Source organism: Microcoleus sp. bin38.metabat.b11b12b14.051, assembly GCF_013299165.1.
In the GTDB taxonomy this organism is placed as follows: Bacteria; Cyanobacteriota; Cyanobacteriia; order Cyanobacteriales; family Microcoleaceae; genus Microcoleus.
Window position 1 is genome coordinate 47,458 of the sequence record NZ_JAAFKD010000001.1, and the last position, 24,455, is coordinate 71,912.

The following is a 24,455-nucleotide window of genomic DNA, read 5'->3' on the forward strand; positions in this document are numbered from 1 at the left end:
GATATATAAGGGGTTTAGTTTTTATTCGTGAGATTGTTTAAGTCCGCGCCAGATGTGGCGGTTGCTGTAGCAGATTTTAGTCAACAGTCAAGGCAGGGTGGACGATCGCAAGTGTATCTTGATTGTTTGAAAAATTCATCTGTGTTGCGCGGTTGTCAGTAACTCAGCCCTAAAGCGACTGAGCTTGCAAGAGAAATCGAGCAAGCTGTGCTGACCAGCCTAAGACTGTCGAGGTCTACGTTATTCGGGTCACGATACCGGAGAATGCGACGCTAGTTTTCCGCTCTATCGCTAGTAGTTAAACAGTCTTAAAGTCACTGAGACAGTGCTCCTAGCCTCACAAGCCCTTATAACATTGGCGAAGCGAACATTACCCCGCAAGGGAGCCCAACAAAGGCAACCATTATGCGTACAGGATTGTGAAGCTTGAAATGGTAATTGTCCCATTGAAAGTACATTACAAAAGTACACAAAAGTCAAACAATCCCAAGGCGGTAATGGAAAGATTCACGGTGGTTAAAACCACCCGTGTCGTTTCCCTCTCCGAGGCTCAAGCCACGCTTGTTTCCCACTTACCGAATTTTTTTTATGACTCTGAGTGAAGCCGAAGTCCGCAGTCAAAAAGTAGACGAACTGCGATCGCAAGGCATAGAACCGTATCCTAGCCAATCCTACGCGCGATCGCACACAGCCCAACAAGTTCGCGAAATATTTAGTCAGCCGGGAAAAGAACTCGCCAATGGAGAAAGCGATCCCGAAGAAATTTCCCTGCGATTAGCAGGCCGGATTATTTCCAAGCGAGACAGCGGCAAAATTGGTTTCATCGATTTAAAAGACGCCACAGACAAAATTCAACTCAAAATCGAGAAAGCAATCGTCACCGGTGCAGTCGGTTTGAGCTTTGAACAAATTAAAAAATTGCTTGATATCGGCGATTTTGTCGGCGTCGAAGGCATCGGCTGCCGCACACCACGGGGAGAACTTTCTATTTTAGTGCGGGAATTAACACTATTATCAAAAGCTACGATCCAATTTCCCGATGCTCATTACGGCATTAACGACCCCGAAGTTTGCCGTCGCCACCGCGAAGTAGATTTAGCTAGCAATCAAGATGCGCTCAACCGTTTTATGTTGCGGAGCCGCATTGTCCAAAGCATCCGTTCCTATCTCTGGAAATCCGATTTCTACGAAATAGAAACGCCTACACTCCAAGCTATTTACGGTGGAGCTGCTGCTAAGCCATTTATTACTCATCATAATGCTTTGGAAGTAGATTTGTATTTGCGAGTTGCACCCGAATTGTTCTTAAAAAGAGCAATTTGCGGTGGATTTGAGCGAGTATTTGAACTTGGAAAAGCCTTTAGAAATGAGGGTATTGACAGCACTCACAATCCCGAGTTTACCTCTTTAGAAGTTTACCAAGCCTATGCAGATGTGTTCGACATTTTAGGAGTTGTCGAAGATGTGATGTGTTTTGCCGCGGCGGCTGTTTTCGGGGATGTCCTGGAAATTGAAAATCAGGGAGAAACCATCAGTTTAGAGCGCAAGTTCGACTACAGCGACAAATATCCCGGTTTCAGCGGCAAACACTGGCAAGTTAAAACGATGGTGGAAGCTGTCAGAGACGAGTTTGGGCTGGATTTTGACAATTTGGACTTGGAAAGTGCGATCGCATCCGCAAGCAAGCTAGAACTGCACCTGTCGAAGTTAGAACAACAGAGTTTAGGCTACGTACTGTACGCAGTTTTTGATAAATTAGTTGTTCCCAAACTAATTCAACCGACATTCATCATCGACTATCCCGTCGAAGTCAGTCCCCTAGCCAAAGGACACCGCAGCAAACCGGGATTTGTTGAACGTTTCGAGTTATTTATCAACGGTACAGAATACTCGAATGGTTTCTCGGAATTGAACGATCCGAAGGAGCAAAGAAAGCGGTTTGAAGAACAGCTAGCTCAGAAAAATGCAGGCGATGACGAAGCCCATCCTATGGATGAAGATTTCATCCAAGCCCTATCTTTGGGAATGCCGAACTGTGCGGGAATGGGCATCGGTGTAGACAGATTGGTGATGCTTTTAACTAATACTCAAAGCATCCGAGATGCGGTGATGTTCCCGACTATGCGGCCGGTCAAAGATTAGCAATCAGTTCGATAGTTCGGACTTCAGTCGTCATAGTTTCCTTAAATAAATAAGGACTTGCATTCCTGAGCGCGAACAATATGCAGCGAGGTGGGCAATGCACGCCTCTTGCAAAAATAACCAGGACTGCTCTGGGGCCCGTTCCACAATTTCGTTCGTAGTGTGGACTTTAGTCCGCAACATACTGCGGACTAAAGTCCACACTACGAACCTTACTTATTACAGTCAATCGACTGGATACGATATAAATTGACTTTTGCAAGAGTTCTAATCCACACCTACATTTTTAGCGCATAAACGAACTGACAACACCGTTCAAATCTTCAGCCAAAGGGTTTCCCAAGGCCTTGAACTTCCACTCGCCGCTTTCTCGATAAACTTCTCCCATCAACATATTTACTTTTCCTTCATAGGAAGGATCGCTTGACAAGCGATAGCGCGCTATTTCTTTCCCGGCTGCATCTACAGCCCTCACATAAGCATTTTCTACCATGCCAAAATGCTGTTTTCTCGCTGGCGCATCGTAAATATTGACGCCCAAAATAATTTTGTGATATTCTGCTGGCAAAGAGCTGAGTTTGACAAATATTTGTTCGTCGTCTCCTTCGCCTGCTCCCGTCAGGTTGTCGCCGGAGTGAATCACAGTTTTGTCCTTTGATTCTAAATGAGAGTAATAAATTACATCCTCTTTATAATTTTTCAATTTGCCATTTTCTCCCAGCAGCAAAGCGTAGGAATCTAAGTCAAAATTTGCACCGCTGCTTCTACCGAAAAGATTTGTTTTAGCTTTCGCTACATCCCAGCCCAAAGCTACTGTCAATCGGGATAAGTCGAATTCGCTTTTGCTGAGTACGATCGATTGTCCTTTGGTCAAGTTGATAGCCATAATTTTGTGATTTTGTAAGGTTTATCGTGCAATATGCTTGGGATCAGACGGCGGTTGAAACCAGGTTTATAAAGACAAAACCCGCCGACGCGGGTTTGCGAGTGGGCGGTTAAAATTACCTGACTTTCTTCAGCCCGCTTGGCATGGACTTTGTGTTTGTAGACGCAGTTTCAACCGCCGTATTATCTATTTCCTTCGATCAGGCATACTTATCTACAAAGCTTTGCAAGCCGGAATTGTAACCTTGTCCCACAGCTTGGAACCTCCACTCGCCATCTTTCTTGTAAAGTCTGCCAAACTCCACCGCCGTCTCCCGAGAAAAATCCTCATCCAAATCGTACTTAGTTACTTCTGTGTTAGTAGTAGTGTCGTAAATCCTGATAAAAGCATTCCGCACTGAACCGAAGTTTTGCCTTCTCGATTCTGCTTCGTGGATTGTCACCACAAACACAATCTCTTCTACCGCCGGATCGACTTTAGTTAAATCGACTGTAACGGTTTCATCATCGCCAACTCCTTCTCCGGTTCTGCTGTCTCCCAGATGTTTTACAGAACCGTCCGGCGACTCTTTGTTATTGTAGAAAACAAAGTATTTTTCGCTGGGAATTTTCGTATTTGTCCCCAACATAAACACGGAAGCATCTAAGTCAAATGCCCCGCCTGTGTCTGTATCGTTGGTATCCCATCCCAAACCAATCCCGGCATTTTTCATTCCCGGTGCTTCTTTAGAAAGATTGATTCTTCCGCCTTTCTCTAAATTGATTGACATTTGCTCTCCTGTTCGCAACATCACTCTTAGTTACCGATCGCAATTATATCAATTATCATAGGAGCTTGACAAATTGCTGCTGATACTCATCCTCTGTCATGAGTTCTTTGGTACTTTCCACCCTGTCTAAAAAGACAATGCCATCTAAATGATCGTATTCGTGTTGAACAATCCGAGCCACAAAATCTGTCAATTCTTGTCGGTGAAGTTTGCCGTCTCTACAAGTGTACTCTATCTCGATCGCCCTACTTCTCGGCACCAATCCCCGAATCCCCGGAATGCTCAAACAGCCTTCCCAGTCTTTGACTGTTTCTGTGGATGCAGCGACAATCCGGGGATTAATCATCGCTGTCGGTTCCATGTGCGGTGCTTGGGGATAGCGCAGGTTGGGGCGAGATGCGACGATGAACAGCCGATCGCACATCGCCGCTTGAGGCGCCGCAATCCCCACTCCGTGCGCGTGTTGGACGGTAGATATCAGGTTGTCGATGAGCTGTTGAATGCGATCGGCCTTCACATTCTCCACAACTTGCGACGGTTGGCGCAATACGGGATTTCCTAATTGAGAAATTTGCAATATTTTAGTCATTTGTCATTAGTCATTAGTCATTGGTCATTGGTCATTTGTCATTAGTCATTGGTCATTTGAATCCGCTACATCCGCTACAAAATCCGCTGCCGAACCGCTCTCTTACATCCGCTACATCCGCTACAAAATCCGTTGCCGAACCGCCCTCTTACATCCGCTACATCCGCTACAAAATCCGCTGCCGAACCGCCCTCTTACATCCGCTACATCCGCTACATCCGCTACAAAATCCGCTGCCGAACTGCCTCTTACATCCGCTACATCCGTTACAAAATCCGCTGCCGAACTGCCTCTTTCATCCGTTACATCCGTTACCCAACTTACCGAACTTGTTGAACAGGCAAACTCCCCGGTTTAACAATCAAATTAACTATTTGCCCATTGCGGTTAATCTCCATTTGCAAAGTGCCGCCAACTTTCGCATTCTGCACAAACTCCTGAACAGCTTCCGACTGAATAATCGGCTGATTGTTAACCTTTTGAATCACATCTCCAGCGCGCAAACCTGCTGCGGCTGCGGGAGAATTAGGAACAACGCTCACAATTGCCACACCCCGATCGACTGCAACTCGCAGATTGCTGTTAGCATTGCTGTTAATTTGCTGCTTCACCTCCGCAGTCAGCGTCGCCATTTCAATGCCAAGATAAGCGTGTTCGACTTTCCCCGTCGAAATCAGTTCCTTCGCCACCTCTTGCGCGGCCTGAATCGGAATCGCAAACCCCAATCCTTGCGCGCCTTGAATAATCGCCGTATTCATCCCGATAACTTCCCCCGAAGCATTCAGCAGCGGGCCGCCGGAATTCCCCGGATTGATTGCAGCGTCTGTTTGAATAAAACCGATCCGCTTGTCGGGTACGCCCACATCGGTACTCGATCGCCCTGTAGCGCTAATTATCCCCGCAGTTACGGAATTGTCCAAGCCCAAAGGATTGCCGATCGCGATCGCCCATTCCCCAGATAGCAGTTTATCAGAATTGCCGATCGGCACCACAGGCAGATCATTCGCCTCAATCTTCACCACAGCCACATCCGTCACCTTATCCGCCCCCAAAACTCGCCCCTGATAGCTGCGGCCATCCTTGAGAGTGACATTTACCGTATCCGCACCTTCCACAACGTGAGCGTTAGTGAGAATTACGCCGTCGGCGCCAATCACAAAACCCGAACCCGTACCCCGTTCGATCCCGCCCCTACCAGAATTCGGTTGTCCGCCAAAAAAATCTTCCGGCGACAGCCCTTTATTTCCCGGTTTCACCCGACGCGAAGCATCGATCCGCACCACCGCCGGGCCAACTTTTGCCACCGCAGTCACAATAAAATTCACGTTAGCGGCATCGCCCGACAAGGGAACTTGCGGCAAAACTTTGCTAGCTTGAGGCTTAGTATTAGCAGGCAATTGCAATTTCGGTTGCAGCGCCTTTTGTGCCGAATCGCCAGAATTTGTACGTAATTGAGAAACCGATAGCCGATCGCCCAACATTGCTGCTCCGGCTCCCGTTACCAGCAGCAATATGTAAATTGCCGGTTGCTTCCAAAATTTGCCAGTAGAACTCTTCATCGCGACGTTTTAAGGCTTTCCTGCCAAATTTAAATATTTGCCTAGCGGTTCCCCGATACCTGCTCTATCGCCTGCGTCCGACAAAAATTTTGCGCGATCGGCAGACTCCTATAAACTTTAGCATTCAGCTTCTCATTTTGGATTTGTGATCGCCAATTTTGGCTAATTTGGTAAAATAAGCCAGCTTTCGCCCCTAAATCCCAAATCCTTTCATTTCAAACGTAATTTATAGCAACCGCCAAAGCTGTTAAGACATAGATAACCTCATGAATAGAGCCCGAGACCCCTCTACCCTAAACGGTTTGATTCCTGTAGCTGTCAACTGTCAACTGTCAACTGTCAACTGTCAACTGTTAACTGTCAACTGTCAACTGTCAAGCGGTCAACTGTCAACTGTCAACTGTCTGTCGGTCTAGCTTCCCAACGACCAACTCGATTAAACTAAACTCTCTGGACTTGACAATCTCTTGAATGCCGATCGGCAGAGGTAAGCAGTGGACATCACCCTCGAAAGTCTGTGGAATCAGATACTTGAACGTCTCCAGGTACAACTGAGCAGACCTAGTTTTGAGACGTGGATCAAAACTGCCAGAGCCGAACAACTCGAAAATAACTGTTTGATTGTCAGCGCCCCCAACCCCTTTGCTCGCAATTGGTTGCAAAAATATTACGTCAAAACCATCGCCGACGCCGTTGAAGAAATTCTCGGCTACCCCGTAGAAATCTACTTGACAATTGCCGGGGGAAATGAAACAGGCGGCAGCAACGACTCCGCCACGATTTGGCCGCAGCCGATCGCCGATAGCCCCGAAAGCCATTCGCTACACCCCCCTAAACCTGCCCATTTAAACCCAAAATACGTATTTCCCCGGTTTGTCGTCGGTTCCAACAACCGCATGGCTCACGCCGCAGCCCTCGCCGTAGCCGAGTCTCCGGGACGGGAATTCAATCCCCTATTTTTGTGCGGCGGCGTCGGTTTGGGGAAAACTCATTTGATGCAGGCGATCGGTCATTATCGCCTAGAAATCGACCCCAGCGCCAAAGTTTTTTACGTTTCAACTGAGAAATTCACTAACGATTTAATCGCCGCCATTCGCAAAGATAGTATGCAAACTTTCCGCGACCACTATCGGGCAGCGGATGTTTTATTAATAGATGACATCCAGTTTATCGAAGGTAAAGAATACACGCAAGAAGAATTTTTTCACACTTTTAATACTTTGCACGAATCCGGAAACCAAGTCGTTTTAGCTTCCGATCGCCCGCCGCAGCAAATCCCCCGCCTGCAAGAGCGCTTGTGTTCCAGATTTTCCATGGGATTAATTGCCGATATTCAATTGCCAGACTTAGAAACACGGATGGCAATTTTGCAAAAAAAATCCGAGTATGAAAATATGAGGCTGCCGCGAGATGTGATTGAATACATTGCTTCTAGTTACACTTCCAACGTTCGGGAACTAGAAGGTGCTTTAATTCGAGCCGTAGCATATCTTTCCATTACCGGTTTGCCGATGACGGTGGAGAATATCTCCCCGGTTTTGAACCCGCAAACTGAAACTGTAGAGGCGACGCCGGATGCAGTAATTGCCGTTGTGGCCGAGGTATTCGATGTTTCTGTGGAGGATTTGAAGGGTGTTTCCCGCAGGCGAGAAATTAGCTTTGCCCGTCAAATCGGGATGTATTTAATTCGGCAGCATACTGGTTTGAGTTTGCCGAAAGTTGGCGAAGTTTTCGGCGGCAAGGATCACACGACTGTGCTTTACAGTTGCGACAAAATTGCTCAGTTGCGGAACACCGATCCGACTTTGGCCCAAACTTTGCGTCAATTGAGCGATCGAATTAACGTTGTCAGCCGCAAAACTTAATTACGTCGGGTGCGTCAGCCGCGAAATTTCTCAGTCTACTGTCAAAATATTCAGCCCGCTGACGCACCCTACAATAACCGATCGCGCCCGCCTGTGGAAAAACCTGTGGAAAATTTGCCCTGATCATGTGAAAAACTTTACTCTATCGCCCACAACAATTTTTGCAGCAACATCGGCGGGCGATCGGCTTTTACCAGCTTTTCCCCAAGTTTTTCACAGGATTTATCAGCTACAACTCAACCCCAGCAAGCACCAATTTTATTTTTCCACAGTTTCCACAGGGCGATCGTCCAAAAATACTTCAATAAATTAAAAAAATAGCGTTCCGCCAACTGCCCACTGCCAACAGTCAACAGCCAACAGTCAACAGCCAACAGTCAACAGCCAACAGTCAACAGCCAACTGCCCACTGCCAACTGTCAACTGCCAACAGTCAACTGTCAACTGCCATCAGCTTTCTGTGATAGGATTTGCTTCTATCTCAAATCCGGTTAATTAACCTCCCATGAAATTGGTTTGCACCCAAAGTGACCTCAACGCCAACCTCTCGTTGGTAAGTCGGGCCGTTCCCTCCCGCCCGACACATCCGGTACTAGCCAACGTACTCCTAGTAGCGGATGAGGAAAATCAGCGGGTTAGCTTAACAGCTTTCGATCTCAGTTTAGGCATTCGCACCAGCTTTGCAGCAGAAGTAACTGGCGGCGGCAGTTTTACCATACCCGCGAAATTGCTCAACGATATTGTTTCCAGACTCCCAGGCGGAGAGGTTACTTTAGAAGACGAAGCAGGCGACACCGTAGCGTATCTTACTTGCAGTTCTGGCAGCTACCAAGTTAGAGGCATGGGCCCCGAAGAATTCCCAGAATTGCCCGCCATCGAAGCCGGAACAATCCTGAAATTGCCGCCAGAAGCCTTGATAGAAGGACTCAAAGGAACTTTATTTGCTACTAGCCCCGACGAAGCAAAACAGGTACTGGCAGGGGTACATTTAAAAGTGCTAAAAGACTGCCTAGAATTTGCAGCTACAGACGGCCACAGATTGGCAGTAGTTCAAACTGCCAACGAAAAAGCAGAAGGTGAAGAAACCGCAGAAGAATTTGAGGTGACTGTTCCCGCTAAAGCATTGCGGGAAGTAGAAAGAATGCTAGTGATGCGACAGTGGACTGAACCAGTCACCCTGCATTTTGAACAGGGTCAAGTAGTGTTTGAATGGGCCGAGCAGCGCCTGACAACCCGCACCTTAGAAGGCCAATATCCCGCCTACAGACAGTTGATTCCGCCCTCCTTTGAGCGGCAAATTACTGTAGAGAGGCGATCGCTCCTAGCAGCAGTAGAAAGAATTGCAGTGTTTGCAGACCAAAAAAATAATATCCTCAAATGCAGCATCGACGAGGAAAATCAGGAAATCACTTTGTCGGTAGATGCCAAAGATGTCGGCTGCGGTAAAGAGTCAATGCCCGCACAGATTTCGGGAGACAGCATAGATATTGCTTTCAACGTGAAATACTTAATCGACATTTTGAAAACGGCTCAGTCTTCCGAAATTCAACTGCAATTAAACGGCGCTCTTGCTCCTGTAATTTTTCAGCCTTTGGGCGGAGTCAATGCCACATTCTTGATCATGCCCGTTCAGCTTCGACCGTAATTGACAGTTGACAGCTTAGTCAGTTGACAGCCGTAGGGTGCGTCAGTTTAGTAGTTGTGAATCATCACCCCTCATCTAATGCTGACGCACCATTCCCGGCGCTTGTTTAGTGGTGAGATTTTGACGAAAGCCGTAGGGTGCGTCAGTTTAGTAGTTGTGAATCATCACCCCTCATCTAATGCTGACGCACCATTCCCGGCGCTTGTTTAGTGGTGAGATTTTGACGAAAGCCGTAGGGTGCGTCAGTTTAGTAGTTGTGAATCATCACTGAATCATCACCCCTCATCTAATGCTGACGCACCATTCCCGGCGCTTGTTTAGTGGTGAGATTTTGACGAAAGCCGTAGGGTGCGTCAGTTTAGTAGTTGTGAATCATCACTCCTCATCTAATTCTGACGCACCATTCCCGCCACGCCTCACACAGCCGTAGGGTGCGTCAGTTTAGTAGTTATGAATCATCACCCCTCATCTAATTCTGACGCACCATTCCCGCCACGCCTCACACAGCCGTAGGGTGCGTCAGTTTAGTAGTTATGAATCATCACTCCTCATCTAATTCTGACGCACCATTCCCGGCGCTTGTTTAGTGGTGAGATTTTGACGAAAGCCGTAGGGTGCGTCAGCTTAGGATCGCGAATTAAATAATTTACACAAGTTTGTGGGGTGTCCCGCCCGCCCTTTCGGGACGGGCGAGACGCCCATCCCACAAGAATAAAAGTGTAAGTTATTAAATTTTCATTCCTTAGTAGTTTTGAATCATCACCCAAAATCTAATGCTGACGCACCATTCCCGGCACGCCTCAGTTGTGAAATTATGATAAAGTAACCAAAATTTCCCTAACTGACGCACCCTAATTCTTACTTTTTACTCGCAATAACCATGTTCGTAGTGAGGAATGCGAGTCCTCAGATTTTGAGAAAAAATTTCATTCCTCACTACCAACTAATATTAGTATCGAATTGCATCCTAAACTCTCTTCAAATCAAAGGCAACAAAATTTCAAACTCCGTACCAGTACCGGGCGTTGAATGTAAATTCAACTTACCTTTATGCTTTTCTGTAACAATTTGATGGGTAATTGCTAGCCCCAAGCCAGTACCTTTACCCGCAGGTTTAGTCGTGAAAAATGTATCAAAAATCCGGCGCTGAATTTCTGGCGAAATTCCCGGCCCGTTGTCGGCAATTCTAATCGCTATCCAAGCGTTATTTTGATTTTTTTCTGCTGTATCCGGGCTAGAATCGCCGTTGAGGCCCGCGGGCGATTCCCTACGGGATAGCTGCGCTTCACGCAATATTGCATCTTTTCGCTCGCCCAAAACATAATTTTGAAGTAATTCCGAATTTACGCAGTCTCCGTCAGAACTGTCTATTAGCTCAGTTTCAATAGTAATCGCAGGTACAAAACCTTTTTCTCCTTTGAATTCTTCCAAAGCATCCATCGCATTGCTGACAATATTCATAAATACCTGGCTCAACTGACCAGAATAACACTTGACCAAAGGCAAATCCCCATATTTTTTAACTACTTTAAACCCGTACTTAAGACGGTTTTTCAGAATTAGCAGGGTGCTGTCAATACATTCGTGGAGGTTAGCTTCTTTTAAGTGGGTTTCATCCATGTGAGAGAAAGTGTGCAGGCTGGTGACGAGTTCAGTCAGCCTCTGGGATGAAACTTTCATGCTTTTGAGAATTTCTTCCCAATCTTCTTGCAAAAAATCAAATTCTATGTCTGCTTTTAGTTTGTCAATTTTTGGGCTGGGGCCGACAATTTCTTCGTAAGCGCACAGCAAGTCCATGATATCTTGCGAGTAGTTCGACAAAAAGCCCAAATTTCCGGTGATGCAGGTGACGGGATTTCTAATTTCGTGGGCGACTCCAGCTACCATCTGCCCCAAACTAGCTAGTTTTTCGGTTTGAATGAGTTGAGATTGAGTTTGCTGTCTCAGCAATTTTGTCGCTAGTTCGTGAATGTTGGATTGGGCTACTAAAAGTTCGTGTACGTCTACCAAACTATAAGAAACAGGGGACAATTGAACTACAATCGGCTCGTAAAGCAGTTCTTTCGATCGCTGTAGCGACTTCCGGGCTGCATCCACAATTAAAGTATTGCTAGGAAAAATTAAATTCTCTATTTCAGCAAAGCGGTACAAAGCCCTGACAGGTCGCTTTAAAAATAATTCTCGCCCGAAAGGACGGCTGATAAATTCTAAAAATCTCCGCCGCGAAATCATGCCCGCAAATTCACCTCGATCTGTCAAAATGACTCCAGGTAACAGCGGATTAGCTTCTAGCATCTGGGAAATTTGCATTCCCAAATCTGTAGCTTCTACCTTAAAATCGTAAAGCGATAATTCTTGAAGAGTAGAGTCTAAACAAAGTTCTTTTAGCTCAGTCTCGGACATGGCTTGAATTGGTCTTTCGACGCAGGAGGTATTCAACATAAAATCATCAGGACGCTTGTTTCAGGTTCTATTCGCCAGCAGAGATTCAGCTACCAAAGCTCAGCAGGTAAGTCGCTGAGTGCTTGAGCCGAGATCCCTGGCAAACTGCATTTTCAATTACACAAAAAACTCACGGTGGTAAATGAGATTTTACCACTTCAAATATTAGGCAAGTTCGAGTATGACTGAAATAGATGCGCCCTGGCAATTATGCCTCACTTTATTTTATATTGACTTGAGGACTGTTGACGCTTAATTATCCTATTTAATTATTAATTAACCTTGAGCAGGTTATTGTTAACCTGTTGTTAACAATAACCTGCTCTTCCTCACTAAATCTATAATTTCCGGAACTATAAAATTTAAAATGGGCGATCGCTCCTGCGATGCACCAAAATCCAAGAAGTTAAAACGCGCGATCGCCCGCCACGCCTCAAATACCGCCAGATCCGTTAGCCCGCGTACTAATACCGCCTACAAAAGCTTGCCGATTTCATTATTGATTGGCTGCTCCCAGCGAATCAAGCAGAAATATCGAGCGCAATTTAAGCAACTTTAATTATTTGAAAATATACTAATTATGGGAATTAATTCAATAATCGGAAACACAAAATGTATCTTTAATAAAAACAAATTTAATTAATTTTATTTAAATTAGTTATCAAAAAGCTGGAAATATAGATATTGTACGCCATATAGATATCTAGCGAAACAGCACGGCGCCGTGCTGTTTCCCGGAGCTACAAATTTTGATAATTGGTATATAGCAATTCGCGTGAAAGCTCGGGTATTTACGAATCAATCCCTGAATCTAAAATCTAAAATCTGAAATCTAAAATCTGAAATCCCTCAATTCCTAAATCTAAAATCAAAACCTGTAGCTCATCTTTCTGAGAAAGGCTATAAGATTCATGATGGTAGCAAAATTTTTTTAACTTAATCTTAAATTAGGGCTGTCAAGCAGGTATGATCGACAGGGGTTCTGCTAAAGACGTGCAACTAGATAGGAATTTACCAGTAGGCGATCGATGCAACCAGTCCTAACGAATCAGTTAAACAATGCTTTTACCCTTTTTCTCAGCTTGTTAGTAGAAGCAATACCTTTTCTGCTGCTGGGAGTTTTATTCTCAGGCTTGCTGCTGGGATTTGTAGACGAGCGCAAACTCGTATCCCGCATCCCGCGAAACCCTCTGCTGGCGGCTTTGATTGGTAGTTCGATCGGCTTTTTGTTTCCGGTATGCGAGTGCGGTAACGTGCCCGTAGCCCGCAGGTTGCTGATGCAGGGAGTCCCCGCACCAGCCGCGATCGGCTTTTTGCTCGCAGCCCCCACCATCAACCCCGTGGTAATTTGGGCGACTTGGACAGCATTTCGCGATCAGCCCGAAATTGTAGTTTTGCGAGTAGTGTTTTCTCTGTTGATAGCCACAATTATCGGCTGGGTGTTCAGCACTCAAACAGACTTGCGCCCTCTGTTACACCCCTATGTAGCCCGCGCGATTCCGCTCCCAAAACCAGAGCTTTCCGAAAAAGAACTCGCCCAAGCCAACACTCCTCTGCTGTTGCAGTCGGGAACATTTATGCTCGGTCAGCCCGGTGGCGCGGTGCCGATCGAATCTTTGCTACAAGAGGACTGGAAGCCCTTAAAAACAGCCAAAACCGAAAAAACCTCGAAACCTTCGTCAATGTTCCACCGCGTTTCTAAAGAGCGCCTGCGCCTGCTTTTAGATACTATGGTACAGGAGTTACGGGAATTGGGAGGAGTGTTAGTTATCGGAAGTGCGATCGCAGCCATCATTCAAGTTGGCGCACCACGCGAACTAATTCTCAACCTCGGCCAAGGCCCCGTCTCATCGATTCTCGCTATGCTGCTCTTAGCCGCCATCGTATCGATTTGTTCTACAGTAGATGCCTTTTTTGCCCTTTCTTTTGCTTCCACATTTACCAGCGGTTCGCTATTAGCATTTCTCGTTTTCGGCCCGATGATTGACCTCAAAGGTATCGGTTTAATGCTGTCTATTTTCAAAGGTCGCTCCGTAATTTACTTAATGGTTTTAGCAGCTCAGTTAACCTTTTTAATGACGCTCGCTGTCAATTTGTATCTAGGTTGAAAAATGAGCTAAGGATCGAAAAGTTAATAAATTAAATAGCTCCTACAGTCCTCTTTCCTGTAAGTTGGGAGATCGAAGGAGGCAGAGCCTCCGGATCTGCATTACCAGGCAGAGCCTGGTGACAAGCAAACAAGCAAAATAACAAAAACCGTTCGTAGTGAGGACTTCAGTCCGCAGCATTTTACGGACGCCAGGACGCACTACGAACCTTGCTTATTGCGGTCAATTGACCGAACATGATATGACCAATGACTGATGACCAATGACCATTGACTAATGACTATTAAAATATGAATCTTAAAAAACTTAGCCCTTGGCTGGACGCCCTAGCTATCTTAGCGTGGGGAATATTGCTCCTCAAATATTGGATCACCGGGAAATTAAGCATTCTCATTCACCCGAATTACTTTGGATTGACTGTAGCCGGAGGTATCGGCTTAATGGTGATTGGCGGGTTGAAAATTTGGGAACTGGTAAAGGGCGATCGCACCAAAAAGCAATCCCGGACATCCCCGGCAAATAAATCTCTCAGAATGACAGAAGTTGAACACGTTACTTTATTTCCCCCCAGTATTGGTAGCACCTTAATGTTGAGCGTCGCATTAATCGGTTTAGCAACCACGCCACGCACGTTTACCAGCCAGACAGCATTAGAACGAGGTCTCACCGAATCTCTGCCAATCACCAGACTGCAACCGCAAGAATTTCGCAATACTACAAAACCCGAAAAGCGATCGCTCGTCGAATGGGTGCGGCTGTTAAATTTCAATCCCGAACCCGATACATACAGAGGTCAAAAAGTCAAGGTTCAAGGATTTGTAATTCACCCGCCCAACGTAGCAGAACAATATCTGTGGATCGGGCGTTTTATCATTACCTGCTGCGCGGCGGACGCCTATCCGATCGGGTTGCCGGTAAAATTACCGATCGGTCAAAGCCGCACCGCCTTTACCCCCGACACTTGGCTAGAAATAGAAGGAGAAACGATCGTAGAAGAACTGCAAGGCAAGCGCAAATTAATTATTCAAGCATCCTCCCTCAAACCAATTTCCGAACCAAAAAACCCTTATGATTATTAGACATGGTGCAAGGCAAGAGATTAAATTTTACCTTGTTGATTGTGGGATGGGTGTCCCGCCAGTGTGCCAGTGTCATCTCGCGACATGAAATCTGTTGTATTTGAGATTGTGGGATTGGCCCGAAAGCCCGTCCTCCGTAAAAAATTAACACGCGGTAAAGTCAGCTATAAAAGTAGTCGCAACATCCTGTAGGAGTTGCAGACAGCAGATTCAGCAACTAAACTCATAATTAGAAAATAAGTTCTCACTATATGTCATCAGAAAAAAAATTAGCCATCAAAGGTGCTATCTGGACGATCGCCAGCTATGGAAGCAGTCAGGTGATCCGATTCGGTAGCAACCTAATCCTGACTCGCCTGCTGTTACCTGAATTATTTGGTCTGATGGGCTTAGCCTACGTTTTCATCACAGGTGTCCACCTGTTCACAGACATAGGTTTGACCCCAAGCATCATCCAAAACAAGCGTGGAGAAGAGCCAGAATTTCTCAACACGGCTTGGACAATGCAAATTATTCGCAGCTTCATTGTGTGGTTGTGTTTAATTGCAATCACCTGGCCCGTGGCTAATTTTTATGCAGAACCCCGTCTGCTGTGGTTGATTCCACTCATAAGTATAAATACCCTAATTGGAGGATTCAAATCCACTGCGGTAGCCAGTCTAGAACGCAAAATGACAGTCAAGCCAGTAGTAATTTTTGAGCTGGTGATACAGTTCGTTTCTACAGCCGTGATGGTTGTCTGGGCCTGGTTCGATCACAGCATCTGGGCAATCCTGGCCGGCGGCTTTTCTGGTTCTATAATTGAGTTAGTATGGAGCCATTTTTTAATTCCCGGCAAGTCTAACCGTTTCGCTTGGGAGCGATCGGCAGTTAAAGAAATATTTTCTTATGGAAAATGGATATTTCTGTCTACGATTTTATTTTTTCTGTGTTCTCAAGCCGACAGGCTAGTTCTAGGAAAAATATTTACTTTAACAATGTTAGGGATTTACGGCATCGCTTTTACCCTCGGCGATATGCCGCGCCAAGTCATCATCGCCGTCGCTAGCCGGGTGATTTTTCCGTCTATTTCTATGCTAGCAGAGCTGCCTCGTGAAGAATTGCGCGCCAAAATTCTCAAAAACCGCAACTTGATTCTGATACCTTTAGCCATAGGCTTAGCAATTTTTGTCAGCTTTGGAGATCAGCTAATATTACTACTCTACAGGAAAGAATATGTTGCAGCATCTTGGATGATGCCAATCTTGGCTTTAGGTATCTGGCACACAACTCTCCACAATTTGATGGGTTCCTGTTTGTTAGCTGTAGGAAAATCTCAATACGGAGCTATGGGTAATCTGGCGACTTTTTTGAGTATCAGCATCGGCATCCCGATCGGATATCATTTCATGGGGAATTTAGGGGCTGTGATTGCTGTAGCTGTCGGCGATATTCCTACTTATTTAGTAACTACCTACGGTCTTTGGAAAGAAGGGCTAACTTGTTTTTGGGAGGATGTCAAGCTGACAGCACTGTTTTTAGGGGTACTAGCAATCATACTTTTTGTGAGAATGTCTCTGGGTGGGGGGCTACCCATCAGCCACATCTCACCTAACGATCTAATCCCTATCAATAAACTATTCTAGTAAACAAAAAGGAGATTGTCTGTATGTCAGAGGACACTATAAAAAGAAAAGTAATACACTTTATTTTTTTACAAATGGCTTTGTTGCAAGAAATATCGCGAGTTGCCAGTAGGTACACTAAAATGATGTTTTTTTATCAAAGAAATAGCATCATAAATTTATTCAAAGAAAACGAACAGCCGGAAAAAGAACGGCCCAAAGTCTTTGCTGCTGTCGCACACATTACATCAGTTGAAGAATCTAACAATCCAGAAAAAGCCGCAGCAAAAATAGAGAGACTCAGGCACACAATAGATGGACTGTTGACGAGTTTTGCTCATTGCGACCTGAGTATTGCGATCCAAACTCTACCGAACAGGCACGTTACAGCGTATTTACCTGAATATCAACTTAAGTGCATTCAGATACAAGAAGGCCCGGAATGCGACCCCATGTTTGTAGAGTTTAGACTTCAGGAAGAATTTGTCGAAAGAGTAGAAGAATTTGACTGGTTTTTATTCATAGAAGATGACATTGTTTTGTACGATTCTTTCACTCTAGAAAAGTTAGAGAAATTTAACCAACAAAGCGGGTATGATAATGCTATTCTTTACCCAAACCGTTATGAAATGTATCAAGGAACCAAGAGATATATTGATTTAACAATAGAGCAGCCCCTCTCCTGGAACCAGCTATCTAGTGTAGAGATAGAAGGTGTAAAATTTGCCGAGTTTAGCAACCCTCATGCAGCCGTTTACTGTTTGTCAAGAAAGCAGATGAAACATTGGATAAAATCAGGTCGCGTCTTCAAAAATTAAGTAGTGAATGTCGGGCCTTTAGAGAGTGCAGCAACTTTTTGTCTTTTGGAATGTTTCTCAATATATAAGCCTCACCCGTCAAACTTAAACTATTTTGAGGTCAGGCATTACGACAGCAAATATTCTAAGTTATATCCAGAACCGGAATCGCGTTTTACACTTTCAGCGGTTAATCATAGTCCCAAGACAGAAATTGTCCAGGATTCGTGAAATTGCTCTAAGTAGGTCGTCATGATTATTCGTAGGATGGGTAAAGCAGACTTGAATTGCAAGCATTAGCTTTGCAATCAGGAAATGGATCTGCGTTAAGAAGCGTTAAAAAGCCGTTTTCTCGAATAGCATCAAAGATGTATGCAATTCAAGTCCAGCGACAGCGTTACCCATCTAGCGATTAAAGAATTGGCGATTGGAGATTATGGGATTAAAAAGATAAAATCTCAAACAGTCCAGGACGCAAATGGTACAATGGTAGGGTACTCTACGATCGCCCAAACCTCTCTCGAACGAGCAAAATTGAGCCAGGACGCACCTGACAAGCTAAAATATAAAAGACAAAATCGGTTGATGCTGTAAAATTTGATAGGGAAAATTTGGCAGTTAATTTTCAGCAGAAACTAGGAGAGAAAGATTTGTGAGTATTTTTAACAAAAAAATTAATCCTTCACCCTTCGCTATTCTGCCATTCAAGCAGCCGATCGACCGCGCGGCGATCGCCCTGATGCTCGTGCTGAGCCTCTTAGCGGGACTGTTGCTGCTCGGCGGCGATCGCACAGCACCCAGAGTGCGAGAATTTACCTGGGAAAACAAACAAATCGGCGCGGCAGATACCGGCTTTATTCTCAACTTCTTTCGGCCGATGAACCACTCCACCGTCGAGGAAAACTTAAAGCTAGAACCGCCCCTCCCCGGTAAATTTAGCTGGGCCGGCCGCCGCATGGCTTACACTCTCCTAAATCCCGCTCCCTATGGCGTTACCTACACATTAAAACTCGCCGGAGCCACCGACAAGTATTTCGGAGACAACAACCAAAATAAAGGAACGCTAATTAAACCGTTTAGCAGTTCCTTTCGCAGTCGCGATCGAGCTTTTGCTTACATCGGCGTTCAAGGCGAAACAGAAAGCAGATTAATGCTAGTCAATGTCAGCAGCAGCGAATCCAAACCGATACCGCTGACTCCCAAAGATTTAGTCGTAACGGATTTTAAAGCCTATCCCAACAGCGATCGCATTTTATTCTCCGCCACAGATCGATCGATCGCCCGTACTGGCGGCACCCTAAATCAAGAACTATTTACAGTCACCACCGGCCTCAATCCCCAATCCCCCGGATCGGAAGCCCAACCACAACAGCCCGCAGGTAGAATCGACAAACTCTTAGACTCCAAAGATTACCAAAACCTCAAATTCGACCTCTCAGCCGACGGAAAAATCATCATTGTCCAGCGCGTCAACCGCCGCAATCCCGGCGATTTCAGTCCTTGGATTTTGTCAGAAAAATTGCCGCCCAAAGCCTTGGAAAATCAACAAGGCGGAGATTTTATGATTCGCCCCGACAGCAAATCGATGGTAATATCTCAAAAACAAGGATTAGCGATCGTCCCCCTCAAACCCGAAGCAGACCCAGTAGAATTTTTGCCAAAATACGAACAAGTATTGGGGATGGCCCGCGATAACTCCGCCGCCGCCTACGTTAAATACAACAGCGACTATACTCGATCGCTCTTTATCTTAGACAACCAAGGTGCAGAACAAGAAATACTGCGTATTCCCGGCAGCATCATCGCCGTTTATTTCGACCCGCGCAAAAACAAAGACAACCAATTCCAGCGCCTCTACTGCTTGTTAGCCGAACGCCTCAAAACAGACAGCTACAAAGAACAGCCTTTCATCGCCGCCATCGACCTCAAAAAAGAGGGCATCCGTTTAGTAGGAACCATCAAACCGCTGCTAGTTTTGCCCAACCAGTTAGATACCCAAATCAGTTTATCGCCCGACGGACTGGCATTAATTTTCGACCAATCAGTCACATCAGCAAAACCCACAGCAGCAGACACTCCCCGCAATGACAGCGGACAGTCGATCGCCAGCAGCCGCCTCTGGCTGTTACCTTTATTAGAAATACCCGCAGACAACTCTCCGGCAAAAGTACAGCCAGAAGAACTTCCCTTTGCGGGCTATCATCCCCGCTGGCTTCCCTAAATCAATTTTCCATTTTCGATGATTAGCGATCTTGCTAAATATTAATCAGTAATACCAATTTCAAAATATAATGCAGCTCTAGGGAAGCTCCAAACGCGAGGCTCTCAATCAATGCAAAAAAGTATTGTTTAACACCTTGCCAGCGTCCTCCCGGAGCGATTATTATATAACGCAGGTTCGGGGAAGATGCTGGTACTACAAATCCTCGCCCGCAGGTGCTCCCGATCCGAAACCTTATCCAGTAACATATCCCCGCTCTCAAACCGCGCCCGCGGGCTGTTGAAATGCGCTTGTAGCACACCTACTTTTACAGTCGCACGCGCACATTTTCTCAGAAAACTCGATTTTACGAGTAGATTTTTCGTTCCAAACCTCTGATTTTCATAGAAACCAGGTTTCCGAACACAAGTTCTCTATTAAATCCGCAAGCGTCAGTCCTAGGAGGGTGGATTTTAGATTTTATATTGAGCCATACTGGTAAATATCAAAAACTGGAGCATCTGTGCAAAAACTATAAAAGTGCGAGGGCTCGGGTTCGCTTTCGGTTGTCAGAGACTCGATCGCCACCACGCTCGCACTCCGACAAAAATCTATTTTTACAAGCATGAGATGCTCCGTCAAAAACTTTGAAACTAACCAGCCCAGCCTGCAATCTCAAACCTAAAACATCAAACCCAACATCTAAAATTTCCATGACTCCCGACGAAATTACACACACCCTAAAAGACCTATTTGGCGAAATAGTTGAGCAGCCAGCCCCAACTTCTTGGCAGGTACAAACCCCGAAATTTCGCCTGTTAGTGCTGCTTTCAGAAGACGGCAGTTGGCTGCGGATTTTGCTACCCATCGCCGATTCGCAGGAAGCTCAACCGTTTTTTGACCGACTGCTAGAAGCTAACTTTGACACCACCCTCGAAACTCGCTACGCCCTACATCAAAACGTTTTGTGGGGAGTATTTCAGCACAGTTGTCCCACACTCACCGCCGCAGATTTCTCGGCTGCTGTCACCAGACTGCTGGCTTTGCAAGAGCGAGGTTTGTCCGACTTTTTCGGAGATTTAATCGAAAGCCGCATCCGTCAAATTATCAAAGCTGCCAAGATGCAGGGACAGTCGGTGGAAACTACCCTTCAGACTTTAGACCGTTTCTACGCAGAGGGATTGATGGGCGAAATGGAACTCGGGCGAGAGTCTCGCGAACAGACTCTTGCCACTTGGCGCTATCAGCTAGAACGCCTCTGGCCGGAGGTAGAACCATGAAACGATTTGAGATTTGAGATTTGAGATTTGAGATTGCAAATTGCAGATTGTAGATTGTAGCCGGCAGATTGCAGACTGTAGTAGGAGTTCGGAAGTTCCTTAAATTTGCCTTATTGGTTAAATGCGTTACTGTCGGCAGATTTTTGCCTCCACCCGAGTCTTGACCGTTTTACTCTCAAGTCTCTGAGACGATCGCCAATCCGGGCCATCCATCCCTCGAAGGGTGCCCGTATATTTACCAGTAACCCGCGAGCTGCTGTCCCATTCCCTACCTAAAGCTAGAAAAGCGTATAAAACATCACACAAATCCCTTGAGATATTTTTCAGATTTTCGGAAAACACGCGATCGCAAGGTATATCATGGTAAAAAGTTGACAGCAGAGCTCCGTAAGTTCCACGAAAGCTTGGATCGTTTAACATTTGTTTAGAAACCAAATCTATAGCAGAGAATGCCAGAGCGATCGGGTTTCGCCAGCGGGTGCTGTAGAAATTTGACAAATTAGCAAATACCCACTCCCTATTAATATCAACTCAATTTATCCATCAATACAACTTTAACAGGAGTTCCATCTATGTTTGCTGTGCATGAGATTAGCTCGGAGTTATCAGTGTTGCATATACCTGAGATTTGTACTTGGAATATATCCTTAGAATCAACTCTTCTAGACCTGCCTCTCTACAACTGCCAAATAGAATTAACTCAACAGGCGAAAGAAGTAGCAAAGGCTTTTGAAGAAAATTCTATGCTTCCAGGCGTCATTTTGACAGATAGAGGTAATTTTGTCGGTATACTATCCAGGCGTCTATTTTTTGAAAGAGTTAACCGCCGCTACGGATTAGAAATGTTTTTCAAGCGACCGATAGAGGTACTGTACAGGTTCTCCAAACAAGACGTGTTCGTGCTTCCCGGCAATAAATTAATAGTAGAAGCCGCCCAGGAATCGCTTTACAGGTCAGCAGAATTAGTTTACGAACCCGTAGTAGTCGAAGTGGCGCCAGGGAGTTACAAACTGTTAGACGTACACCAATTAATGGTAGCTCAAGGTAGAATTCACCAATTAACAAATAAGCTGCTGCAAAAACAAACACAAGCCAAACTCATCCAAACCGAAAAAATGGCTAGTTTGGGGAAAATTGTAGCAGGTGTAGCCCACGAAATCAGAAATCCGCTTAACTGTATTTGGGGGAATTTGACTTTTCTGCTATCCTATTTTGAAAACTTGCTGCAACTAATGTCGGCTTATGAAGAAGAATATTCAGAAATATCTCCGCGAATAAATGCTCTCAAAGAAGAAATAGAATTTGATTTTTTACAAGAAGATTTGCCTGTCACCTTAGAAGGGATGAAGTTGGGAGCCACGCAATTGCTAAAAATAGTGAACGGGCTGCACCACTTCTCTCACATGGACGAAACAAAGCCAGTGGATACAGACATTCACGAAAGCATCGAAATTACACTGTTGATTCTGAAAAACCGCTTTAAAAATAGCATAGAAGTGGTTAAAAATTACGGCGAACTGCCCCTAGTTAGAGGCTACTCAGGCCAGTTGAGCCAGGTGTTTTTGAATTTGTTAGTTAACGCTATAGACGCCCTGACAGAGCACGCAGCCGATCGAGAAATACAGGCCCAGCCCCCGGACAACTGGCAGCCCCAAATCGAAATTACTACTAAAGTGGTAGAAACCGCAGAGGGCAAGTGGGCCGCCATTGGGATAGCGGATAACGGGCCCGGCGTTTCCCTACAAAATCAGCAACACATATTTGACACCTTTTTTACCACAAAACCAGCAGGGAAAGGCAGCGGTATGGGGCTGGCGATCAGCCATCAAATTGTCACAGAAAAGCACGGCGGCCAACTCAAATTGCGATCGCACCCAGGCGAAAACACCAAATTTGAAATCCTCCTGCCCATAGTTAGCAAAACATGATTAACTCAAGGACAGTCTTCAAATTCGCTCACAAAAGTACAACGATCCGCTAACTTAGTAGTAGATTTTCATTTCACCTCGACGAGCGGGTGTTTCGGTAACTCAAAGTTATAGTGGCAAATACATTCAGTTCCAAACTACTTGGGCCTTCACTCTCCGAAGGCAGCCATCAAGATTTGTCCCTAGAGTCCACCCTCCGGGATTTGCCCCTGTATGATTTTCAGGTAAAATCGAGCTGCTTGGCCGTCGCAGTTGCCGAAATATTTGAACAGCATCCCTTTCTGCCAGGAGCCGTCTTGCTAGAAGAAGGAGAGTTTGCTGGCATGATATCCCGCAGGCAACTGCTGGAATATTTGCTCAAACCCCATGGGCCCGAGCTATTTTTGCACCTGCCGCTGAAAGTTCTTTACAGTTACGCTCGCGTTGAAGTATTATTGCTGGCAGAAAGCACAACCATTTTGACAGGGGCTCAACAAGCTCTGCGCCGATCGCCCGAATTGCAATCAGAACCGATCGTCGTCCAAATCGACAGCCAATCTTATCGACTCCTAGATCCTCACGCACTAAACATCGCCTACTGGCAAATTCGTGGCATAGAAACTCAAGTTCGCTACGAAAGAGCCCAAACCCAAATGATTCAAAGCGAAAAAATGGCTAGTTTAGGCCGTTTAGTCAACGGAGTCGCCCACGAAATTTTAGATCCGGTAGGGTTTATTTGGGGAAATTTAACCTACGTCAGCGACTACAGCAAAAACTTAATGGAATTGCTCTGTGTTTACGACGCCCACTGTACCGAACCCCCGCCAGAAATAGCGCGGCTCAAAGAAGAAATAGACTATGACTTTTTGCAAAACGATTTCCTGCGAACAGTGGCCAGCATCAAAGCCGGAGCGGAACGTTTGAGCAAATTGGCAAGCAGCTTGCAAAACTTCTGCCACATCGACGATGTTTATCCAAAACCTGCCGACTTGCACGCCAACATAGACGGCATACTGTTGCTGCTCAAAAGTCGTTTAACAAGGGAAATCAAAGTAGTGAAACACTACGGCTACCTGCCACCAATCCCGTGCTATGTAGGACAGCTCAACCAAGTATTTATGAATATTTTGACCAACGCCATTAATACACTAATTAATGAAGCAGTCGGTCAAGAATTGGCGAAAGAGTTCAATAGCGGAGGGATCAGAGACTTCGAGCGCCAGCCTCAAATTGACATTACAACTCAAGTATGCTGTCCCGAACCTGCGATCGACTTAGACAAACTTCACGAGCGCTGGGTTTCGATTCGCATAGCAGATAACGGACAAGGAATGTCACCCAACAAGTACAAAAAAATCTTAGAATCCTTCTCAACCGAAAAACGCGCCCTCAAAGAAACCAGCTTAGCTGTCAGCTATCAAATCGTGACGGGGAAACACGGCGGCGCCTTCAGAATGCGATCGGAATTAGGCATCGGCACCGAATTTGAAATCCTGTTACCGTTAGCTTAAAGAAGGAAGAAGTCATTAGTCAGTAGTCATTAGTCAGTAGTTATTGGTTATTAGTTATTAATTATTATGAAA

At 45.5% G+C, this 24,455-nt stretch carries 21 protein-coding genes; 14 read left to right on the plus strand and 7 right to left on the minus strand.

The features are described 5' to 3' along the window. The first annotated feature begins 588 nt into the window (after positions 1 to 588). A complete protein-coding gene (gene lysS / locus QZW47_RS00195) occupies positions 589 to 2,142 on the plus strand; it encodes a lysine--tRNA ligase (RefSeq protein ID WP_293121902.1) in 1,554 nt (517 codons plus the stop codon). A gap of 286 nt (positions 2,143 to 2,428) precedes the next feature. Here lysS and QZW47_RS00200 read toward each other — a convergent pair whose 3' ends face one another. From QZW47_RS00200 to QZW47_RS00215, 4 genes are all read right to left on the minus strand, one after another. Beyond that, positions 2,429 to 3,028, minus strand: coding sequence for a TerD family protein (locus QZW47_RS00200; protein ID WP_293121905.1), 600 nt, complete (start codon positions 3,026 to 3,028; stop codon positions 2,429 to 2,431). A gap of 199 nt (positions 3,029 to 3,227) precedes the next feature. Next, on the minus strand, positions 3,228 to 3,797 hold the full coding sequence (locus tag QZW47_RS00205) for a TerD family protein (protein ID WP_293121908.1): 570 nt from the start codon (positions 3,795 to 3,797) through the stop codon (positions 3,228 to 3,230). A gap of 55 nt (positions 3,798 to 3,852) precedes the next feature. After that, on the minus strand, positions 3,853 to 4,386 hold the full coding sequence (gene def / locus QZW47_RS00210; RefSeq protein ID WP_293121911.1) for a peptide deformylase: 534 nt from the start codon (positions 4,384 to 4,386) through the stop codon (positions 3,853 to 3,855). 320 nt (positions 4,387 to 4,706) lie between these two features. Then, positions 4,707 to 5,945, minus strand: a complete 1,239-nt coding sequence (locus QZW47_RS00215; RefSeq protein ID WP_293121913.1) for an HhoA/HhoB/HtrA family serine endopeptidase — start codon at positions 5,943 to 5,945, stop codon at positions 4,707 to 4,709. A gap of 494 nt (positions 5,946 to 6,439) precedes the next feature. On the opposite strand from QZW47_RS00215, the gene dnaA reads away from it, so the two are divergent. The 3 genes from dnaA to dnaN all read left to right on the plus strand — a co-directional run bounded on the left by dnaA (position 6,440) and on the right by dnaN (position 9,455). Continuing rightward, a complete protein-coding gene (gene dnaA / locus QZW47_RS00220) occupies positions 6,440 to 7,810 on the plus strand; it encodes a chromosomal replication initiator protein DnaA (protein ID WP_293121916.1) in 1,371 nt (456 codons plus the stop codon). Beyond that, entirely contained in the window at positions 7,791 to 8,123 is a 333-nt protein-coding gene (locus QZW47_RS00225) for a hypothetical protein (RefSeq protein WP_293121919.1), read from the plus strand. The genes dnaA and QZW47_RS00225 overlap by 20 nt, the downstream gene beginning before the upstream one ends. Before the next feature lie 192 nt (positions 8,124 to 8,315). Continuing rightward, a complete protein-coding gene (gene dnaN / locus QZW47_RS00230; RefSeq protein WP_293121922.1) occupies positions 8,316 to 9,455 on the plus strand; it encodes a DNA polymerase III subunit beta in 1,140 nt (379 codons plus the stop codon). A gap of 978 nt (positions 9,456 to 10,433) precedes the next feature. Here the strand turns inward: dnaN and QZW47_RS00235 are convergent. Further along, on the minus strand, positions 10,434 to 11,897 hold the full coding sequence (locus tag QZW47_RS00235; RefSeq protein WP_293121925.1) for an ATP-binding protein: 1,464 nt from the start codon (positions 11,895 to 11,897) through the stop codon (positions 10,434 to 10,436). Between the two features lie 367 nt (positions 11,898 to 12,264). Here QZW47_RS00235 and QZW47_RS00240 point away from each other — a divergent pair, with 367 nt between their 5' ends. From QZW47_RS00240 to QZW47_RS00270, 7 genes are all read left to right on the plus strand, one after another. Then, positions 12,265 to 12,456 (plus strand): hypothetical protein, encoded by a 192-nt coding sequence (locus tag QZW47_RS00240; protein WP_293121928.1) that lies wholly within the window; start codon positions 12,265 to 12,267, stop codon positions 12,454 to 12,456. 469 nt (positions 12,457 to 12,925) lie between these two features. Further along, a complete protein-coding gene (locus tag QZW47_RS00245; protein WP_293121931.1) occupies positions 12,926 to 14,005 on the plus strand; it encodes a permease in 1,080 nt (359 codons plus the stop codon). A 290-nt stretch (positions 14,006 to 14,295) separates the two neighbouring features. Further along, on the plus strand, positions 14,296 to 15,084 hold the full coding sequence (locus tag QZW47_RS00250; protein WP_293121934.1) for a TIGR03943 family protein: 789 nt from the start codon (positions 14,296 to 14,298) through the stop codon (positions 15,082 to 15,084). Between the two features lie 251 nt (positions 15,085 to 15,335). Beyond that, the gene (locus QZW47_RS00255; protein ID WP_293121937.1) at positions 15,336 to 16,709 is read left to right on the plus strand and encodes an oligosaccharide flippase family protein; all 1,374 of its coding nucleotides are present in this window, start codon (positions 15,336 to 15,338) and stop codon (positions 16,707 to 16,709) included. Positions 16,710 to 16,732: 23 nt separating this feature from the next. Continuing rightward, positions 16,733 to 17,506: a hypothetical protein gene (locus QZW47_RS00260; RefSeq protein ID WP_293121940.1), complete on the plus strand. Its 774-nt coding sequence runs from the start codon at positions 16,733 to 16,735 to the stop codon at positions 17,504 to 17,506. Positions 17,507 to 17,857: 351 nt separating this feature from the next. Next, positions 17,858 to 18,079 carry a hypothetical protein gene (locus QZW47_RS00265; protein ID WP_293121942.1) on the plus strand — a complete coding sequence of 74 codons (222 nt, stop codon included), beginning with the start codon at positions 17,858 to 17,860 and terminating at the stop codon, positions 18,077 to 18,079. Between the two features lie 58 nt (positions 18,080 to 18,137). Next, the gene (locus QZW47_RS00270; protein WP_293121945.1) at positions 18,138 to 19,706 is read left to right on the plus strand and encodes a hypothetical protein; all 1,569 of its coding nucleotides are present in this window, start codon (positions 18,138 to 18,140) and stop codon (positions 19,704 to 19,706) included. A gap of 511 nt (positions 19,707 to 20,217) precedes the next feature. Here QZW47_RS00270 and QZW47_RS00275 read toward each other — a convergent pair. After that, positions 20,218 to 20,400 carry a hypothetical protein gene (locus QZW47_RS00275; protein WP_293121948.1) on the minus strand — a complete coding sequence of 61 codons (183 nt, stop codon included), beginning with the start codon at positions 20,398 to 20,400 and terminating at the stop codon, positions 20,218 to 20,220. Between QZW47_RS00275 and QZW47_RS00280 the strand changes: the two genes are divergently transcribed. After that, positions 20,399 to 20,965 carry a hypothetical protein gene (locus QZW47_RS00280; RefSeq protein WP_293121951.1) on the plus strand — a complete coding sequence of 189 codons (567 nt, stop codon included), beginning with the start codon at positions 20,399 to 20,401 and terminating at the stop codon, positions 20,963 to 20,965. The two genes, QZW47_RS00275 and QZW47_RS00280, sit on opposite strands and share 2 nt — an antisense overlap. 126 nt (positions 20,966 to 21,091) lie before the next feature. On the opposite strand, the gene QZW47_RS00285 is transcribed toward QZW47_RS00280, so the two are convergent. Then, on the minus strand, positions 21,092 to 21,463 hold the full coding sequence (locus QZW47_RS00285; protein WP_293121953.1) for a hypothetical protein: 372 nt from the start codon (positions 21,461 to 21,463) through the stop codon (positions 21,092 to 21,094). A 74-nt stretch (positions 21,464 to 21,537) separates the two neighbouring features. Here QZW47_RS00285 and QZW47_RS00290 point away from each other — a divergent pair, with 74 nt between their 5' ends. Next, positions 21,538 to 22,893 carry an ATP-binding protein gene (locus tag QZW47_RS00290; RefSeq protein WP_293121956.1) on the plus strand — a complete coding sequence of 452 codons (1,356 nt, stop codon included), beginning with the start codon at positions 21,538 to 21,540 and terminating at the stop codon, positions 22,891 to 22,893. A 113-nt stretch (positions 22,894 to 23,006) separates the two neighbouring features. Continuing rightward, complete coding sequence (locus QZW47_RS00295) at positions 23,007 to 24,383, plus strand: ATP-binding protein (protein ID WP_293121959.1); 1,377 nt, start codon at positions 23,007 to 23,009, stop codon at positions 24,381 to 24,383. The last annotated feature ends 72 nt before the right edge of the window (positions 24,384 to 24,455 follow it).

Coding starts and splice junctions, on each gene's coding strand:
- QZW47_RS00255 (WP_293121937.1), top strand. CDS start 15,336: ATGTCATCAGAAAAAAAATTAGCCATCAAAGGTGCTATCTGGACGATC.
- QZW47_RS00240 (WP_293121928.1), top strand. CDS start 12,265: ATGGGCGATCGCTCCTGCGATGCACCAAAATCCAAGAAGTTAAAACGC.
- QZW47_RS00280 (WP_293121951.1), top strand. CDS start 20,399: ATGACTCCCGACGAAATTACACACACCCTAAAAGACCTATTTGGCGAA.
- QZW47_RS00205 (WP_293121908.1), bottom strand. CDS start 3,797: ATGTCAATCAATTTAGAGAAAGGCGGAAGAATCAATCTTTCTAAAGAA.
- QZW47_RS00275 (WP_293121948.1), bottom strand. CDS start 20,400: ATGGAAATTTTAGATGTTGGGTTTGATGTTTTAGGTTTGAGATTGCAG.
- QZW47_RS00260 (WP_293121940.1), top strand. CDS start 16,733: ATGTCAGAGGACACTATAAAAAGAAAAGTAATACACTTTATTTTTTTA.
- dnaN (WP_293121922.1), top strand. CDS start 8,316: ATGAAATTGGTTTGCACCCAAAGTGACCTCAACGCCAACCTCTCGTTG.
- def (WP_293121911.1), bottom strand. CDS start 4,386: ATGACTAAAATATTGCAAATTTCTCAATTAGGAAATCCCGTATTGCGC.
- QZW47_RS00290 (WP_293121956.1), top strand. CDS start 21,538: ATGTTTGCTGTGCATGAGATTAGCTCGGAGTTATCAGTGTTGCATATA.
- QZW47_RS00235 (WP_293121925.1), bottom strand. CDS start 11,897: ATGTTGAATACCTCCTGCGTCGAAAGACCAATTCAAGCCATGTCCGAG.
- QZW47_RS00215 (WP_293121913.1), bottom strand. CDS start 5,945: ATGAAGAGTTCTACTGGCAAATTTTGGAAGCAACCGGCAATTTACATA.
- QZW47_RS00250 (WP_293121934.1), top strand. CDS start 14,296: ATGAATCTTAAAAAACTTAGCCCTTGGCTGGACGCCCTAGCTATCTTA.
- QZW47_RS00265 (WP_293121942.1), top strand. CDS start 17,858: ATGCAATTCAAGTCCAGCGACAGCGTTACCCATCTAGCGATTAAAGAA.
- QZW47_RS00245 (WP_293121931.1), top strand. CDS start 12,926: ATGCAACCAGTCCTAACGAATCAGTTAAACAATGCTTTTACCCTTTTT.
- lysS (WP_293121902.1), top strand. CDS start 589: ATGACTCTGAGTGAAGCCGAAGTCCGCAGTCAAAAAGTAGACGAACTG.
- QZW47_RS00200 (WP_293121905.1), bottom strand. CDS start 3,028: ATGGCTATCAACTTGACCAAAGGACAATCGATCGTACTCAGCAAAAGC.